Origin of the sequence: Haloarchaeobius sp. FL176 (assembly GCF_024609245.1) — an archaeon.
Taxonomy (GTDB): domain Archaea; phylum Halobacteriota; class Halobacteria; order Halobacteriales; family Natrialbaceae; genus Haloarchaeobius.
Genome location: NZ_JANJYH010000016.1, coordinates 1 through 15,117 on the forward strand (window position 1 = coordinate 1; position 15,117 = coordinate 15,117).

Annotated in this window: 13 protein-coding genes and 1 pseudogene; 7 read left to right on the top strand and 7 right to left on the bottom strand. The window is 56.6% G+C overall.

Translation table 11 applies throughout. The annotated features are described in order from the left end of the window. The first annotated feature begins 257 nt into the window (after window positions 1–257). The gene (locus tag NO978_RS18465; protein WP_257301010.1) at window positions 258–1,730 is read left to right on the top strand and encodes a PGF-CTERM sorting domain-containing protein; all 1,473 of its coding nucleotides are present in this window, start codon (window positions 258–260) and stop codon (window positions 1,728–1,730) included. Between the two features lie 231 nt (window positions 1,731–1,961). Beyond that, complete coding sequence (locus NO978_RS18470) at window positions 1,962–3,131, top strand: ISH3 family transposase (RefSeq protein WP_257301011.1); 1,170 nt, start codon at window positions 1,962–1,964, stop codon at window positions 3,129–3,131. A 175-nt stretch (window positions 3,132–3,306) separates the two neighbouring features. Here the strand turns inward: NO978_RS18470 and NO978_RS18475 are convergent. The 7 genes and pseudogenes from NO978_RS18475 to fni all read right to left on the bottom strand — a co-directional run. Then, window positions 3,307–3,702 (bottom strand): annotated as a pseudogene (locus tag NO978_RS18475) (bifunctional oligoribonuclease/PAP phosphatase NrnA); the annotation flags it as partial. An 88-nt stretch (window positions 3,703–3,790) separates the two neighbouring features. Then, the gene (locus NO978_RS18480) at window positions 3,791–5,041 is read right to left on the bottom strand and encodes a site-specific integrase (RefSeq protein ID WP_257301045.1); all 1,251 of its coding nucleotides are present in this window, start codon (window positions 5,039–5,041) and stop codon (window positions 3,791–3,793) included. Between the two features lie 25 nt (window positions 5,042–5,066). Beyond that, window positions 5,067–5,576 (bottom strand): DNA-binding protein, encoded by a 510-nt coding sequence (locus NO978_RS18485; protein ID WP_257301013.1) that lies wholly within the window; start codon window positions 5,574–5,576, stop codon window positions 5,067–5,069. Next, on the bottom strand, window positions 5,569–6,264 hold the full coding sequence (locus NO978_RS18490) for a nucleotidyltransferase domain-containing protein (RefSeq protein ID WP_257301014.1): 696 nt from the start codon (window positions 6,262–6,264) through the stop codon (window positions 5,569–5,571). Before NO978_RS18490 ends, NO978_RS18485 begins: the two co-directional genes overlap by 8 nt. A gap of 100 nt (window positions 6,265–6,364) precedes the next feature. Beyond that, on the bottom strand, window positions 6,365–6,904 hold the full coding sequence (locus NO978_RS18495; protein WP_257301015.1) for a hypothetical protein: 540 nt from the start codon (window positions 6,902–6,904) through the stop codon (window positions 6,365–6,367). Between the two features lie 525 nt (window positions 6,905–7,429). Next, on the bottom strand, window positions 7,430–9,103 hold the full coding sequence (locus tag NO978_RS18500) for a transposase (RefSeq protein WP_257301016.1): 1,674 nt from the start codon (window positions 9,101–9,103) through the stop codon (window positions 7,430–7,432). Between the two features lie 516 nt (window positions 9,104–9,619). Next, window positions 9,620–10,702 carry a type 2 isopentenyl-diphosphate Delta-isomerase gene (fni, locus tag NO978_RS18505; RefSeq protein WP_010904022.1) on the bottom strand — a complete coding sequence of 361 codons (1,083 nt, stop codon included), beginning with the start codon at window positions 10,700–10,702 and terminating at the stop codon, window positions 9,620–9,622. Between the two features lie 285 nt (window positions 10,703–10,987). Here fni and NO978_RS18510 point away from each other — a divergent pair, with 285 nt between their 5' ends. The 5 genes from NO978_RS18510 to NO978_RS18530 all read left to right on the top strand — a co-directional run bounded on the left by NO978_RS18510 (window position 10,988) and on the right by NO978_RS18530 (window position 15,056). Next, on the top strand, window positions 10,988–11,641 hold the full coding sequence (locus NO978_RS18510; protein WP_010890434.1) for a helix-turn-helix domain-containing protein: 654 nt from the start codon (window positions 10,988–10,990) through the stop codon (window positions 11,639–11,641). 11 nt (window positions 11,642–11,652) lie between these two features. Then, complete coding sequence (locus NO978_RS18515) at window positions 11,653–12,210, top strand: hypothetical protein (RefSeq protein WP_010890435.1); 558 nt, start codon at window positions 11,653–11,655, stop codon at window positions 12,208–12,210. An 894-nt stretch (window positions 12,211–13,104) separates the two neighbouring features. Beyond that, window positions 13,105–14,100 carry a ParA family protein gene (locus tag NO978_RS18520; protein WP_257301017.1) on the top strand — a complete coding sequence of 332 codons (996 nt, stop codon included), beginning with the start codon at window positions 13,105–13,107 and terminating at the stop codon, window positions 14,098–14,100. Then, window positions 14,097–14,579 carry an acyl-CoA dehydrogenase gene (locus tag NO978_RS18525; protein ID WP_257301018.1) on the top strand — a complete coding sequence of 161 codons (483 nt, stop codon included), beginning with the start codon at window positions 14,097–14,099 and terminating at the stop codon, window positions 14,577–14,579. Before NO978_RS18520 ends, NO978_RS18525 begins: the two co-directional genes overlap by 4 nt. A 132-nt stretch (window positions 14,580–14,711) precedes the next feature. Further along, window positions 14,712–15,056, top strand: coding sequence for a hypothetical protein (locus tag NO978_RS18530; RefSeq protein ID WP_257301019.1), 345 nt, complete (start codon window positions 14,712–14,714; stop codon window positions 15,054–15,056). Window positions 15,057–15,117 lie beyond the last annotated feature (61 nt).

Below are 15,117 nucleotides of genomic sequence, written 5' to 3' on the forward strand. Positions count from 1 at the left end.
TCACCACCGCCGCTGCTCGACCGGCTGATCGAAGACGCTCAAAAGATCCACAAGCGACGACCAATCTTACAAGAGACGCTCGCTACCGCTACACAACCGAGGTGTGAGGCTTAACTAAAGACGGATGGAGAAAGCATTTACCGACCCGACGTGCGCGTCAACATATGGTTGACAGGTCCAATTTTCGACAGAGCCGAAGAGACGTATTGCGGTTGATTAGTGGAACGGTTGGGCTGACGATTGGGGGCAGGACTTCTGTGGCTGCCGAACGATCCAGGAGTCACGCAGTCACATCCAGCGGTGCACCGGCTACTGTCGGAGCCAGTAAATCCAGTCGTGCAGATGATTGGTCTCAGCAGGCGGAACTGGTCGCTAACGACCGCGACGAGAGCGATTACTTCGGCTCCGGGGTGGCCGTCTCGAGGGATGGGACAACCGCGATCATTGGGGCACCAGGAGACGACAGTCCGAACGGTGAAGATGGAGGCTCTGCGTACGTGTTCGAGCGGACTGGTGAGGAGTGGTCTCAACAGACGAAATTGGCACCCGATGACGGCAACGAAGGGGGAAGATTTGGCGGGTCAGTGTCGATTTCGAGGGACGGAACGACTGCGGTCATTGGGGCCTATCTGGATGATGGTCCGAACGGCGACAACACTGGGTCAGCGTATGTGTACAACGCAACCGGTGAGGAGTGGAGTCAGCAGGCGAAACTGGCACCCGACGACGGTGACGAGAATGACGCCTTTGGTGCTTCGATAGCGGTATCGGACGACGGGGCAACTGTCATCATCGGAGCACCGAGTGATACCGAACCAAATGGCGAGTATGGCGGGTCTGCGTATGTGTTCGAACAGGCCAGTGGCGAGTGGACCCAGCAGACGAAATTGGCATCAGACGACGGCGCTGAGGAGGATTATTTCGGCGGGTCGGTAGCACTGTCTGGCGGTGGGATGACTGCAATCCTCGGGGCCGCCGGCGACGACGGTCCGAACGGTGAAGCGAAAGGCTCGGCATACGTGTTCGAAGCGGCTGGTGACGAATGGGCCCAGCAGACGAAACTGACCGCTCCAGACGGTGACGAGGGGGATGGCTTCGGCGGCCCGGTCGCGATCTCCAGGGACGGGACAATCGCTTTCTTCGGAGCAAACGGAGACGAGGACCCGAACGGGGAGGGCGCGGGCTCAGCGTACGTGTTCGACCGAGACAATGGTGACTGGACACAGCAGGCGAAACTGGCACCCGACGACGGCGACCCGAAGGATTCCTTCGGCAGAGCGCTGGCAGTCTCCAGTGATGGCATGACCCTTATCGTGGGAGCCTTTACTGATGAGAACCCGAATGGCGAGAATGCAGGCTCGGCGTACGTGTTCGATGGCTCCGATGGCGATTGGTCCCAACAGGAGAAATTGATGCTTGACGACGGCGATAATGCCGATAGTTTCGGGATAACCCTGGGAGTATCAGGGGACGGAACGACGACGGTCATCGGGGCTAACGGGGACGGGTTTCCGAGCGATTTTCAGGCGGGATCAGCGTACGTATTCGCCACAGATCAGCAACCTGCTGGACCGACAGCTGGGCAAACGACTGAGGAACCGACCGGTAGTGAGTCAGACGAAGACGATGGTGGGAGCATCCCCGGCTTTGGTGTCGGAAGTGTGGTGGCAGGTCTGACTGGAGCCGTCTATCTCCTCCGACGTGCTAACGAGGACGACCTCGAGCAGTGACTAGCGCCGTACGATCAGATTGTCATAACCCATAGTCGGCGGTTTGAGACCACTTCGCCCATATTCTCACAAGCAGTGGTCAGAAAGCACCTTTGGCTAATTATCCTGTGCGGACACGTCACCAAGAACACCAACCCCATCGATGTGAGTGGATGTGAAGAACACGGCCCCGTCAACCAAGACCCAGTACCTCACAAAGCCGGTTAGTTAGAACGTCTGCTTGCTGCGAATGTGCCTAGCAAACAGCAGCAAGCAGACAGTGAAATCCACGAAGACCAGCTCCTTAACTTCCTCGTCAATCGACTTGACGAGGAAGTCTCTCTGAACCTTGCCAACAACGCTGAAACCGATGCTAAGGACATTTACGAGGTCCTCGTCGGCGCAACCGCCGACGGGACCTCAATCTCGACGCTGTGCAACTCCAGCGAAGACTCGCCATCGGCAAACACGGTTCTCTACCACCTCCGGACGAAGTTCGAGCCCGAACGGCTCGAACAAGTCGCTAACACGCTTCTTCGCCGAGACATCGTCGAACTACTCCCCGAGCAGGTGGAGGTCTGCGCAGACCTCCACCTGCGGCCCTACTACGGTGACGAAGACGACACAGACTCTCTCTACCACTCGGAAGCGAAGCGAGGTACCACCGCGTTCCACGCGTATGCGACACTCTACGCACGCGTGAGGAACAAACGCTACACCTTGGCGGTGCGCCGTCTCGAAGACGGCGACACCGCCAGCAGCGTTCTCGCCGAGTTTCTTGGAGTGCTCGACGGCCTTGACACCGAAGTCAAGGCCGTCTACCTCGATCGCGGGTTCTACGACAGCAAGTGCCTGACGCTGCTCCAAGCGCACAACTACGCCTACGTGGTCCCTATCATCCGGTGGGGTGAAGCGATTCAGCAGGAACTCTCGGAAGGGTGGAGTCGCGTCGTCCAACACGATCTGACAGGGAAACTCGACGGTCACAGCTGGACCGTCGAGTTTCCCGTCTACATCGACTGCACGTACCTGAACGGGAAGTACGACGACCACGGCGTGGCGCGTCACGGCTACGCCGCTGACGCGCCGTTCATCGAGAGTCCACGCGACGCTCGATACCACTACTCGAAACGCTTCGGTATCGAGTCGAGCTATCGCTTGTCCGAGCAAGCGATAGCGACGACAACGACGCGAGACGCAACGGTGAGACTGCTGTACGTCGTGGTGAGCCTGCTGTTGCAGAACACGTGGCGGTATCTGCACTACGAATACGTGGCGACGCCTCGCCGAGGCGGGCGTCGCCTCTGGTGGTGGCCGTACAAGGAGTTCGTGAATATGGTTCGGCGGGCTGCGTGGACGGCCCTCGCGGTGCGTCGGGCCGTCCCCGCGAACCGGCCGCCTGACGACCGGTTCTACCGGTAGTCACTGATCGAGCAAGCTCCCTTCACGAGTGGCAACGCTGTCGCGTCGGCGGCTGACCGCCGCCGACAGCGACAATTCCCTCTTCGATCAGCGTTGCTTGACCAGTAGCGACGACTCATCCCAACAGAACAGGTGTCTCAGGTCAGGCTAACTGGCGATGCTTTGTGAGGTACTGAACCTGTTCGCGGTGATCAATAAACCGTGCCTCGATCCCCTCATTCGGATGATGGTCGATCACGATGTCGACCGGAGTCCCTTCTGGGACTCTATTATTCGCACCCGGAACTGCGTGATCGACGAACGCGAGCAGTGACCCCTCGGGGCGATTCTGGACGGCTCCGGGCTCGAAAGACTGCAGATCAATATCGAGGAGATTGACGAAGGCCCGATTCTGCTGATGGGAGATATCACCGCTGTACAGAATGTGATGTTCGTCGATGCCGGCCGCCATAGCGATCCGGCCTAGGGCAAAGGCGCTCGCGAGGCAGTCCGGATCTGGATTGTTGTGACAGACGATGGTGAGTTCCTCGCCGTCAGCGAGGAGTTCCTCGAGTTCTTGTGCCGGAGACATGCCTCACTATTGTGAGAGGGCCTACAAGCGTCTGGTGTACCGAATCAGTTTCTGACTGGAAAGACCAATCGTAGCGAGTAGTACGCACTCAATGTAGATCACCATCAACCTCAGTGAGAGCTTCTGTCGCCACGTCCCCTAGCTCCCCGGCTTCAATATGGGAGTACCGCTCTCTCACCATCTCCTCAGAGTTATCTAAGTACCGAGCCGCGACCGTATACCCGAACGCTCGAACAAGTACCTCCCCCATCCCACGTCGACCACCGTGTGGAGCAAGATAATCGTGTTTCGGATGGGCGATGTCGATTTCGGCGGCCTCCGAGAGTCGTTGGAGAATCGACCGTGCGCCGTCCGTCGTGATTGACGGCGGCCGGATATCCTCATCGAGCGCCAGCAGGAGGTCGCGAGCGTACTCATCACGCCCCTCAGCAATTGCCTCTGGGCGTTCCCCTCGGTCGGCGAGCTCTTCCCGGACGAGCTCCGCGAGCGTCCGTTGGTCGAACGTCGGAAACACCGGCCACCGCTCCGTCGGTGGGGCCATCAGCTGACGATAGCTTCGCAGCGGAGAGATTACCGGTTCGGGGAGACTCGCGGCGTCCCACTGCTGTTTCTTCCGGTAGACGTCCATACTCCCGTCGTCGGGGGAGAGGTCCTCCCAGCGAACGCCGCGCCGGCGCGGGTCGTTCGGGTCCCGGAGGAGTTCCCCGACTCGAACGGCAGTGTAGGCGAGGACGAACACCAGAGCCCGGTCACGAGCCGCCTTCAGCGCCGCGTAGCGTGCTCGCTGCTTGTCGAGGGGGCCAGTATCCTCCGGGAGTGTCGTGTACGCCTCGACGGCGTCGCGGGCCCGTTCGTCGACGTGGCGGGTGAGGGCGTGACGCTGTTCGGACGTCCAGGCCTGCTGGTCGCCGGGCTTGCGGCCGTCGTCTTCAGGGAGGGGTGCCATCGCACTTGCCCGCTGAGCGTAATGAGCCTCAAGATAGCCCTCGTTAACGCACCAGCCACACCACGCAGAGATATAGCGGTAATAGGTTTGTACCGTGTTCTGTTTGAGCCCCCGATCTCCACTGAGATGCCGGGCATACTCCCGGAAGACGCGTTCATCGAGATCGTCGAAGGTCGGCTCCCTGTCGACGTCGTCGGGGACGATCCCGGTCCACTCGTCGTCGCCGCGGTCGCCGGCGGCCCACTCGGCAAACCGCTCGAGTTCGCGAGCGGCGTTCCGTCGATAGTTCCCGCCGTCGCCACCGCGGCCTTTCCCCTTGTCCTGGAGGTAGCGCTCGAACGACTCGGAAAGTGAAGTCCTCGGGGCCCGTTCCGTCGGTGTATTCCGGTCCATACTCTCTTGAAGTGTTGAAACGTAGTCAGTCACACAGACAGACGCCGCCTTCCCGGATCTGGCTTACTGCGAACTGATGAACAGCGCTGGCGAGATCAGTCATTGCTTCCGCCTGCTCTTCGGTTGGACGCCCCCCGCCGTAATAACTCTCTGTCCGGTTCTCGCTGTAGAGGTCCTTCATCGCCTCTGCAGTCTCCCGCTCAAACAGCCCGATCTGGTGGGCACGCTCGTAGCTGAACTGGTGGTCCTGAAAGTCCTGAAGCGTATCGTTCGTCATCGCAAGCGCGTACGCCTCGATCGACCGTTCAATTGCGCCGAAACAGACCTCGATGACGGCCGTGTAGTACCCATCCTGTGACTGAAGCGTGTCAACGACCTCGAGTAGGCGGCACGCTTTCGTCAGCTGGGTCTTCCAGTCCTCATCGGCACTAATCCCGTCCTCGAACGCCGTTCGACCGCGTCCGACCATCTCGAAGGCATCCTGTGCGCGGTCGAGTGCTGTGAGCACAGCAGTCGGGTCCGAGCCGTTACTCATCAGTGGCTCCTTCCTCCAGGAGGAGGTTCTCGACGGTTTGGAAGTCACTCGTCTTGTAGACCGGAATCCCCGAAACGATGATCTCTCGGATGTCTTCGGTGTACGCCGGGATCGCCTGAACGGCCTCGACATCGATATCGTAGGCATATCGGTCACCATCGAACTCCGTGTCTTCGAGGTCACGGGCAATGGCGTTCGCTTCACGTTGGCTTTCCGCCCGCCCAGACCGGGTTAGCACCCAGAGATCGATATCGCTCCGTCGGTCAGCCTCGCCCCGAGCTACACTCCCATAGAGGATGATGCCCACGACGTCGTTGATGTTCTCACGGAGCTTCGTAACCGCCGCTTTGACCGGTTGCTGATACTCAGGTTGGGGAATCCGGAGGATCGGATCGTCTGGGATAGACAAGCGCTGTCTGTTGATCTTGACGAGTCGCTGGTTGCTTTCGGGCGATTCGACGACCAGATCGTTCGCGCTGAGAACGTTTACTGCCCGCCGGACGGACTGGTGTGAGTGACCAATCTGTGTCGCGAGTTCTCGCAGTGAGAAGTCACTGAATCGGTGATTTGTTAAAAAGAGAAGGACGTCGCTCGTCGCCTTGTGTTTGAATAAAGTCGGATCTGAAGGGGGTATTGAAAGAGAAATAGCTGCCCCAGACGAATTCGTACTATCCGTCTCGCGGTTCATGTGCCGTATCACGGACCACAACTATATAAACATTATACGTGAGTCGAAAACAGCCTAAATATACATCTGCCAGCAACGGGTGTGCGGAGAACGAGATGCGTCAACTCTGGCCCTCACTATGCTCGGTCGCTGGGGCTAGAAAATCCCACTCCCGGATGGCAAACCCCACAATTTCGATTCGCCGCTGGAGTTGTTCCCACTCACGCGCAATCTCTCGGCGACGGTCCTCTTCAGTGACGTCGAGTACTTGGTCAGCGACCGTTCCGCGAAGCTGGTTCGGCGATTCGACATCGAACTCGTCCTTCCATCCTCGGATTTGAGCGTTCATCTCGGTGAGCCGTTCGGTGAGGTCTTCGACGGTGTGGTCGCTGTCCCGAAGGCGTATGGCCTCTGTAATCGCTTGACGACGATAATCGGGGAAGTATGTCGTGTGGGCCCCGGTGTCGTCACGGTGGAGGATGCCGTCGTCGACGAGCCGTTCGAGGACGCGCTTGGTCGGACCGTGTGACCAGCCCGCGTTCGACGCGATCCAGTTCGCCGTCCGTGGCTCCGATAGTTGGCGGGCGAACATCCGCACGCGGTCTTCGCCCGTGGTCTGGCGGTCCATGAGGCTCTCGGATTTCGGTTCATCTTCAGTCATACACTATGGTTCACCCACTGTCCGATATATATGGAGATCATTGGTTCTATATCGATCTTGTCCTTCGCAATAGCCACGACCTCGGCTGAGGAGAGTCAAAGAAATCTCGAACCCTGTTCTTGGCGGCTCTACCCTGGGGGAAGCGTCTTCCTGAGCCGATTGCAGCATTCGTGCTTCACCGACGACGGCGGGGCACTTCAAAGTGGTCGTGATTATTCGTGTAATCACAACCAAACAGTATATGGGCCATTCTCCATATTTCAGCATCAAGAGGCCCTCTAACCGCAATATCCGCAGTTATAAACTTCATAACGCTATACGAAATCTCGGGTATTTGAAGTTGAGACTACAGGGGGTTTAGCGAGGCTGTGATGCGCAGTCTCGGACGAATCAGTGACTAGTTCGGCTTCGAATCTCCTCTCAATCGTCTCTTCCTATCGCACTCCCAACTAAATCGGTGGATTTTCGAAATTCCTGACAGCGTTGCCACTCAGAAATCCGCACTGGCCCCGACAGAGTACCTCCTTATCCGATTCCAGTCTCCTTCTTCAGCAGCGTGAGCGTATTGTCGGCCGTCACAATCGGCGCGTGTTCGTACTCACCAGTCAACTCGACTTGGACAAGTAAATCGACTGCTCGCCAAATCGAGTACAACAGACACGCAAACGCGAAGTAGAAGAATCGGAGCCCGAAATCCGTCGACGTCGTCGCAGCCATGAATCGTTTGATCGACCGATAGCCACTCTCAATCTCCCACCGGTAGCCGTACTCACTGAGAAAACCACCACCCCGGTTGGACATGAACACCGAGTACTGTCGATGGTCGTCGTGCTCAGAGTCTTCTTTCCGGCGATAGATCAGCGTCGTCTCGTGCCACTCGTTCTTGCCAAGATGGAGCTTGCGGTCGGTCTCGTACCGGTCTTGATCGCGTTGGAGGAGTCGTTTGGCCTGAGCTTTCTCACTCGTTTGCATCCGTTTCGGCACGACGTAGGACAGTCCACGCTGGCTGATCATCTCTAGAATGTGCTGGCTGTCGAACTCCCGATCCATCAGCACGTTATCGACGTGAACGAGGTCCTCAGCGGAGTCGAGCAGGTCCTTGACGATCTCCTTGCGTGACTCGCCTCGTCGAACTGGGTGGGCATCAAGCACGAGTGGAACAGCGTTGCCGACCAGCTGGACTGTCGCCCACTGGTAGGCGTATTCGTCATTCTTCTCCTTCGTTCCGATTATCTCGTCCTCGTGGCCGGTACGGTCGCCGGTAAAGGGGTCGTCCTCGGTGATGTCGATCGCGACGATTCCAGCTCGAAAGAACTCCTCTGTCCCCGCGAGCTCGTTGATGAGCTGACGGAGTGCCTGTCGGTACATCTCGCGAATCTGATTGATGGGGAGGTCACGAATCTGGTCGCGATGACCGTGCCCGAGTGGCGTTCGATCACGCGTCGACTCGTGGATGAAACTGCGAGCGCCCTCGTTAGCCGCTAGGTTCTCACGCAGGCCCAGATAGGTCTGTAAGCCCCAGTAGGCGTTCTCAGGAATCTCACAGCCCTCACCACGATCGAGCGAGAACGCGGGGTATACGACGCGACTGATGTGGTCGGTGACCCTCTCAGCCTTGTCGAGGATGGCCTGATCGTTTGGGACAGATTCGTCTGCGTCGTCGCCTTGATCCGGGAGGTTTCGTTCTGGGTCGCGTGGTACAGCGACACCCGCGTTCTGCGCTTTGATCAGGATTGTTCGAGCCGCTTCCTGGATCGTCTCACGGAAATCGCGCGTGAAGCGCTCGTTCCAGCCGCGCCACAATGTCGATTGATCGGGCACCGTCTCCAACTCGAGGCGTTCACAAAGTTCGGGGTGGCTATCGAGGTACTCGACGAGAGATGTTTCGTGCTGCCATCCGTGGAGTTCTTTCAGCAAGAACATGCGAAAGAGGGTGTCCATCTCGTAGCGTGTTGACCTTCCGTAGCAGTCGTGGGCCTCGAAGCGGAAGTAGGCCAGCGGAAGTTCGCAGACGCACTGTTCGAGTGAGTTATGATTTGGGTGCGTGAACCAGACACTCGAGACGACTCGAACGTCCGATTCTAACCCACCGAGTGAGGAGCGATCGTACAGCGGTGTCGAGTCATATGCGGGCCACTCGATATGTTGGTGTGCGATTCGTCGAAAGACGCTGCGCCGAGACTCGCGAGTCGCGACCACTACAGAAGAATAGCCCGGAGACGCTCAAGAGTTCGTCCAACCGACCAGTATAGAGAGTTCTGTGGCTCTGCTGGATTCCTCAATCGCGAGCAGGGGGTGATGCAGCTAATCGTTAGATGTAGAGGAACAGTATATCGGTTAGTGAAAATTCGTTGTGTCACAGGGGACAAATCTTATTCTACAAGAAATTCTTCTGTGACACATGGACCTGAGCTGGGCACTTCTCCTTGTTGTCGCCGTCCTCGTAATCGGGTACGGTCTTTACACTGTGTACAATCTCTCAAATTTCCTCGGGGACTACCTTCGTTCCTGACAACCAAATTCTGGTGTTCTTGCTTCCGTATACCCGGTACATTCGCACACCTACTGAACGGTTATTTCACGACGAATTCGCTGGTGAGAACCCGCCTCGTTGTGGTGCGTAGTTCGGTAAGTACAGGTTGGACAGATATCGGAGTCGGCTCTCTCTTTCCCGCTGTTGTTCTATCCGTCCTGCTGAGACTGGGGAATCCGGGACTACTCGCTACTGGTTCGTTGTTCCACGTACTCGCGCGTCTTTCCGTGCAACACGTACTCCACCTGCTGGAGCTCGTCGATCGACCCCGAGCCGGTGACGAACATCGCTGTTCGCAGCTCGGCGATCAGGTCCCCGACGCGTTCGATGACAGCGTCTGGCCCGTCTGTAGCTGGTTTCAGGAATGGTTTCGCCAACCCGCCGGCGCGGGCACCCAGGGCAATCGCTTTTGCCACGTCCAATCCCGTTCGGACACCACCACTCGCAATGACGCAGTCGTGTTCGGCAACACACTCGATCGTGCTTGCAGCGGTTGGAATGCCCCATTCTCGGAACAGGGTGCCGATTTGTTTCTGTCGCGGCGCGTTCGCGGCTGCTGCGCGATAGGCTTCGATCCCGGACCACGTCGTTCCGCCTTTGCCAGCGACGTCGAGAGCGTCAACGCCTGCCGCAGTTAGCTCTCGGGCAGTCTCCCCGGAGATGCCGTTGCCCGTTTCCTTGACGATAATCGGCACCGAGAGTGCCTCGGACACTCGTTCGATCGCAGCTACACAGTTCCGGCCATCGACGTCGCCTTCTGGTTGGGTGGCTTCCTGGAGGAAGTTCAGGTGGACCGCGAGCGCGTCGGCGTCGATCATCTCGACTGCCTGCTCGACCATTTCGATGTCGTACTCTCGGAGCTGTGCAGCGCCGAGGTTCCCGTAGATGAACGCATCGGGTGCGGCATCGCGGACGACGGTGTACGATTCGAGGACGCGTTCGTCGTCGAGTTCGAGGCCTGCTCGCTGGCTACCGAGACCCATGGCGATACCGGTTTCGCTGGCGGCCCGGGCCAGCGCCCGATTGATCTCCGTCGTGTTGTGGTGCCCGCCAGTCATGCTCTCGATGAAGATTGGGGCAGAGAGGTCGTGACCCAGGAAGTCGATGGAGGGGTCGATCGCGTCGTAATCGAGTTCCGGAAGCGCGTTGTGGACGAGGTGGACGTCGTCGAAGCCCGTGCCTGTCGTTTCGACGTCCCGCTCTTGGACGATTTGAAGGTGGTCGTCTTTTCGGTCTTCAGTCTGCGTGGAGTCCTGCGCCGTCATTAGTCGGGTTTGTACAAGAGATGGGAAAACAATACTGTTGTATCGACTCTCCCCCATCCTAACTATTCTTGAAATGATAATATTCAGGGGTCGCTATGTGTCTGTATTCAGCATTGCGCTGCTATACGACGTAAATTGACAGAGATACCAGTGATAAGTTCGCGTCTCTACTTAATGGGCGTTGTGGGCGAGAGTAGTGTGTAATTAAGGCACGTAACAAAGCTATCCTCTGCGGTCGGGCCCGTTTGTAAACACTACAGTGACCCGGTTCCGTGGCAAACATTTATGGTTTCCAGTTTCGTAACTCTACACAAGATGAGTTACGATACAGAACACGTGCGAAACGCGGGGGACACTCCAGGAACCATCACTGGAATTCCGACGTTCGCAGAATTACTTGAGAACCCGTCCCTCGCGGACCTCTATACATCGATTAGACAGGCAGAGACTGCAACAGGTCCCGAACTCGTCGAAACAACGACCGTCTCCAAAAAGACGGTGTACGACTACTTGCATAAACTGGAGCAGGCGGGCCTGATCAGCAAGGTTGGCGACGAGACCGGGACTGCCGTATACACCGCTCAGGAGTTCGAGCTAACGTTGACGGTCCGTGAGACGGAAGTCTCGATCACTCCCAAAATCATCGAGGTAATCGCCCAGAAAAACGAGTACCCAGCGATCGAACGAGTCCTCGAAGACTACGGCATCGTCACGTTCGCGCTCGCATACGATCTCGTGAACGCACACAGTGAGGGCGAGGTCACAATCCGGCAAATCGCGAGCCTCACAGATCTCTCTCCTGGAACTACGTATGATCTCGTCGAAGCGCTCTATTCGGTTCTCGACCTCGGTGATGACGATTCGACCCCGACGACGTACACACCGGATGAGTTCGATGCGGAGGGGGGCGATCTCCTCGAGGAATACGCCGATAAGTGAACCGAGCGAGGATGTATACTGCGAACATTGCGGACACGGTGATGTTTCGGAACTTGGGGAAGCACCCCAGTCCACACCTACAATCGCTCAAGAGTGCCGTAGAGGAAGCTGGAACTGAAGTTTGGGTGCCAGCAGCGGTCTACCACGAGCTGGCGGATACCGGGAGTGCCGACTCACCGACGAATCCATACCTCGATACGGCTATCGAAGAAGGGTGGCTTCGGGTAGCCACACCGCTACCAGGTGATCGTACAGCGGGATTCGAGAGTAGTGCTGGACCGGTTGAGAAAGCACGGTTCGTTGCAGATGAGTTTCTCAACCAGCAGAGCAAGTATCCAGAGACGAACAACTGGCAGGACGCGGCGGTGGTCGCGTTGGCAGTTCGATTGTTCGATGCGAATGCTCGAATCCGTGTGATCACTCACACAGCGGACGAAAATCTGGCAAAGGCGTGCGCTCGTATCCCTCCGGAATTCGGATACTACGATATCAAGTCCCGATACTACAACCCACCCCAAACAGCGAAGGTTGAGTTTCCAACCGTTGGCCAGCTCACGTGGAGTGAGTAGAGAGCATTTTGGCGGTTAGACCAGTATTAGCACGTTTACGACTTTAATGTCAACGTCAGCGCGATGTACTGGTCGCCTTGGAATGGGTAGCTTCCCGGCTTTCTGTGATTAGAAGTAAAATCGACGAAAATGTCGAAGGATCACCTTGTCCATAGCCACAAACCAGTCCGAGAACCGTATGCATTGAGAAGGCCGGTCTCATCTTCTGTTCCGGCGCGGGCGTATGTCGATTTCTGAGAAAAGCGAACGGCCATAGACACAGAAACCACGGTGTTCGAACGGCCTGCCATGGATATAGACGCGGATAGAGGCCATGTCTCAGCCGGAGTTACGTACCCCAACACCGATTCCATCCCGTGTCCGTATGCCACACTCTTCTGCAAGAAAAACGGACAGCCCTGGACACAGCTGGCGCTACGTCACCTCGAGATTGAGTGAGCTACATCCCGATTGCCAGCTGGATTTCCCAAGAACAATTTGGCACGCTCTTAACCAACAATATTATTCTGTAGGTTAATTTGAGCTTCTACTGCTGGTTGATTCTGAGTAGCACGCAGTTCGACACAGAGATGCTGTACCGTGTACTACGACCGGCTCTCTGCTGCAGCTATCTGTCATAGATATCTGTACCAAACATCTGTAATAACTGGATAGGGCCACCCACCGGAGATGTCGGCAATACATCCATCCGCTACTGAAGCCAGTTACAGATATCTGTAATAGATATCCAAGACAGGTGCCCGTAACCACTATTCTGGGCAGTATGGTCAGGCACCCAAGACAGATAACCATACAGAACATCATATACAGACATCTACTACAGATACTTGTTACAGACATTCTGCTGTATTGTCTGACACAGATTTATGATACAGCAGCCAAAACGAGTGACGTATGATAACGGCCGTGGTCTACTCAGAATCGGGCGGAACCTACAAAACCACGATGACGGCCAACCTCGCCGTCGCGCTGGAACGGATGGGTCAGAACACACTCGTTTTAGATCTGGACCCACAGGAAGGGAACCTGACGAGCCTATTCGACGCTGGTGAGAAACGGAGCGACCCAGAGGCGGACAATCTGGTAAAGCACATCCTCGACATGCCGGACGGGGAGTTCGACGACCTCATAGAGACGACGGATGAGGGTGTCGACATCATCCCGAGCCACGATATGCTCGGGGATTTCACCTCGAATCTGGAGCAGAAAATCTCGTACGAGACGGGGATGAAAAACATGAGTCGGGAGGAATATCCCCGCTTCGAGCTGCTTTACGATCTCCTCTGGGAGAAGCAGAAGTTGCAGGAGCAGTACGACGCGGTACTCATCGACCCGAACGCACGTGCGGAAGATCTCCTCTACAACGCGATATACGCGCTCAGAACGCTCGTGGCACCAGTCAAGCCTGCAGGCAAGGGTAACCTGAGTCTGGAGGGACTCGAGGAACTCGTCGGGAACATGAGCACTCAGCTCGAAATCGAGATTGGGCTCTCTTGCGTTGTCCCCTCTGGTGTTGGGCAGACGAACGCGCATCAACAGTACCAGCAACAGTTCGAAAACACGGAGGCTTTCGATACGCCAGTCACGATCGGAAACCGCGAGAGCCTCATGGACGCTATGTGGGAAGCCAGAGGATCTGCGTTCAAGGTCGTCGAGGAACGGTGGAAGACCTTCGAACGAGATGGTGGGATGGTAAGCGAGCCCGGACAGCGACGGGTACGGGATAGAGAAATCGATACGCTCCAGAGTCTCTACGAACTCGCCTGGTTCATCGCGACGGAAACGTTCGATGCTGAGGTCGACCCGGTGCTTGAGTTGAACATCGAGGATTACGAGACGCGGACCATCGATCTGCAAGCTGACGAGGGAACGGAGGCGACTACCGCATGAACAATTTCAAATCCGGTTCAGGGAACCTCGATTTCGGGGGCGATGAGAGCGACGAGAAGCCAGGAAAAGACGAGGAAGAGCTGAATGTCGAGTCAGTTGCTGAAGAAGGAGCTGACCAGAGAGACCAGGAATCACCTGTAATCGCAGATACCCCCTCAATAGAACAGGAACGTCCTCCTACTAATTCTCGCGATTCAACTACTGAAGACTCCGATGCCAGCGGAGGTCAACAGCCTGAGTATCCATACTTCATCCGGCGGAACAACGTGGGGGATGAACGTGACAAGCGCCTGGAGCTCCACGTTCGACAGAAAGTTGCGAATCAAGAAGCCGAGTTTCGAAACGAACTCGCTGCTCAACTAGGGACAGGAGACATCTCGAAAACGGATGCTCGTGAATTTGCCCTACTCGCAGCGTTTGAACACCCGGAGCGAGTCGCGGAGCTAATGCAGGAAGAGGGGTTCGGCGCGCTTGAGTAATGACCGCCGTTGGTCAGTCTAGTTGGTGCTGTACTATAGCTATAATTGGCCTCCAGCCATGCCAGGCTGCGTCCGAATTTCCATTACACAAAGAGCGAAGACCTATTTATCATTGGGAGGTATAAAGCGAGTATGAGTTGGAGTTGGTTCGAACGAGCGAGAGACAATGATACGAACTGGATGGAGCGTCTATCTCAATCAAAAGATCGTCCCACCTTCGAGGAGATCCAATCTGCTGCCGAAGAAGTCCGTGATATATCCGGGGGTAGGCTCGGAATCGATACTTATGACCCCTACACCGGCGAAACCTACACCAACGAATTCCGAGTGTACGAGACCGATGATTCAACGATTATCGGCGGCGACGGCCAAATCCGCATATTTGTCCTCCCGGATCTTACGGCTGGACACTTCGACACACAGGGCGGGACCGATAGAATGCCAGATATAGTTCTCGGTTTCGATATACAAAAATAGAGAAGCTTACTCAGCGACTGATTGAACGGCTATTATACGAAAACAGTAGTTTCGTTCTATG

Bases quoted from the DNA above. Each gene is read 5' to 3' on its own strand.
- NO978_RS18480 (WP_257301045.1), bottom strand. From the start codon at position 5,041: ATGGACCGGAATACACCGACGGAACGGGCCCCGAGGACTTCACTTTCC.
- NO978_RS18520 (WP_257301017.1), top strand. From the start codon at position 13,105: ATGATAACGGCCGTGGTCTACTCAGAATCGGGCGGAACCTACAAAACC.
- NO978_RS18530 (WP_257301019.1), top strand. From the start codon at position 14,712: ATGAGTTGGAGTTGGTTCGAACGAGCGAGAGACAATGATACGAACTGG.
- NO978_RS18490 (WP_257301014.1), bottom strand. From the start codon at position 6,264: ATGAACCGCGAGACGGATAGTACGAATTCGTCTGGGGCAGCTATTTCT.
- fni (WP_010904022.1), bottom strand. From the start codon at position 10,702: ATGACGGCGCAGGACTCCACGCAGACTGAAGACCGAAAAGACGACCAC.
- NO978_RS18515 (WP_010890435.1), top strand. From the start codon at position 11,653: ATGTATACTGCGAACATTGCGGACACGGTGATGTTTCGGAACTTGGGG.
- NO978_RS18525 (WP_257301018.1), top strand. From the start codon at position 14,097: ATGAACAATTTCAAATCCGGTTCAGGGAACCTCGATTTCGGGGGCGAT.
- NO978_RS18510 (WP_010890434.1), top strand. From the start codon at position 10,988: ATGGTTTCCAGTTTCGTAACTCTACACAAGATGAGTTACGATACAGAA.
- NO978_RS18495 (WP_257301015.1), bottom strand. From the start codon at position 6,904: ATGACTGAAGATGAACCGAAATCCGAGAGCCTCATGGACCGCCAGACC.
- NO978_RS18485 (WP_257301013.1), bottom strand. From the start codon at position 5,576: ATGAGTAACGGCTCGGACCCGACTGCTGTGCTCACAGCACTCGACCGC.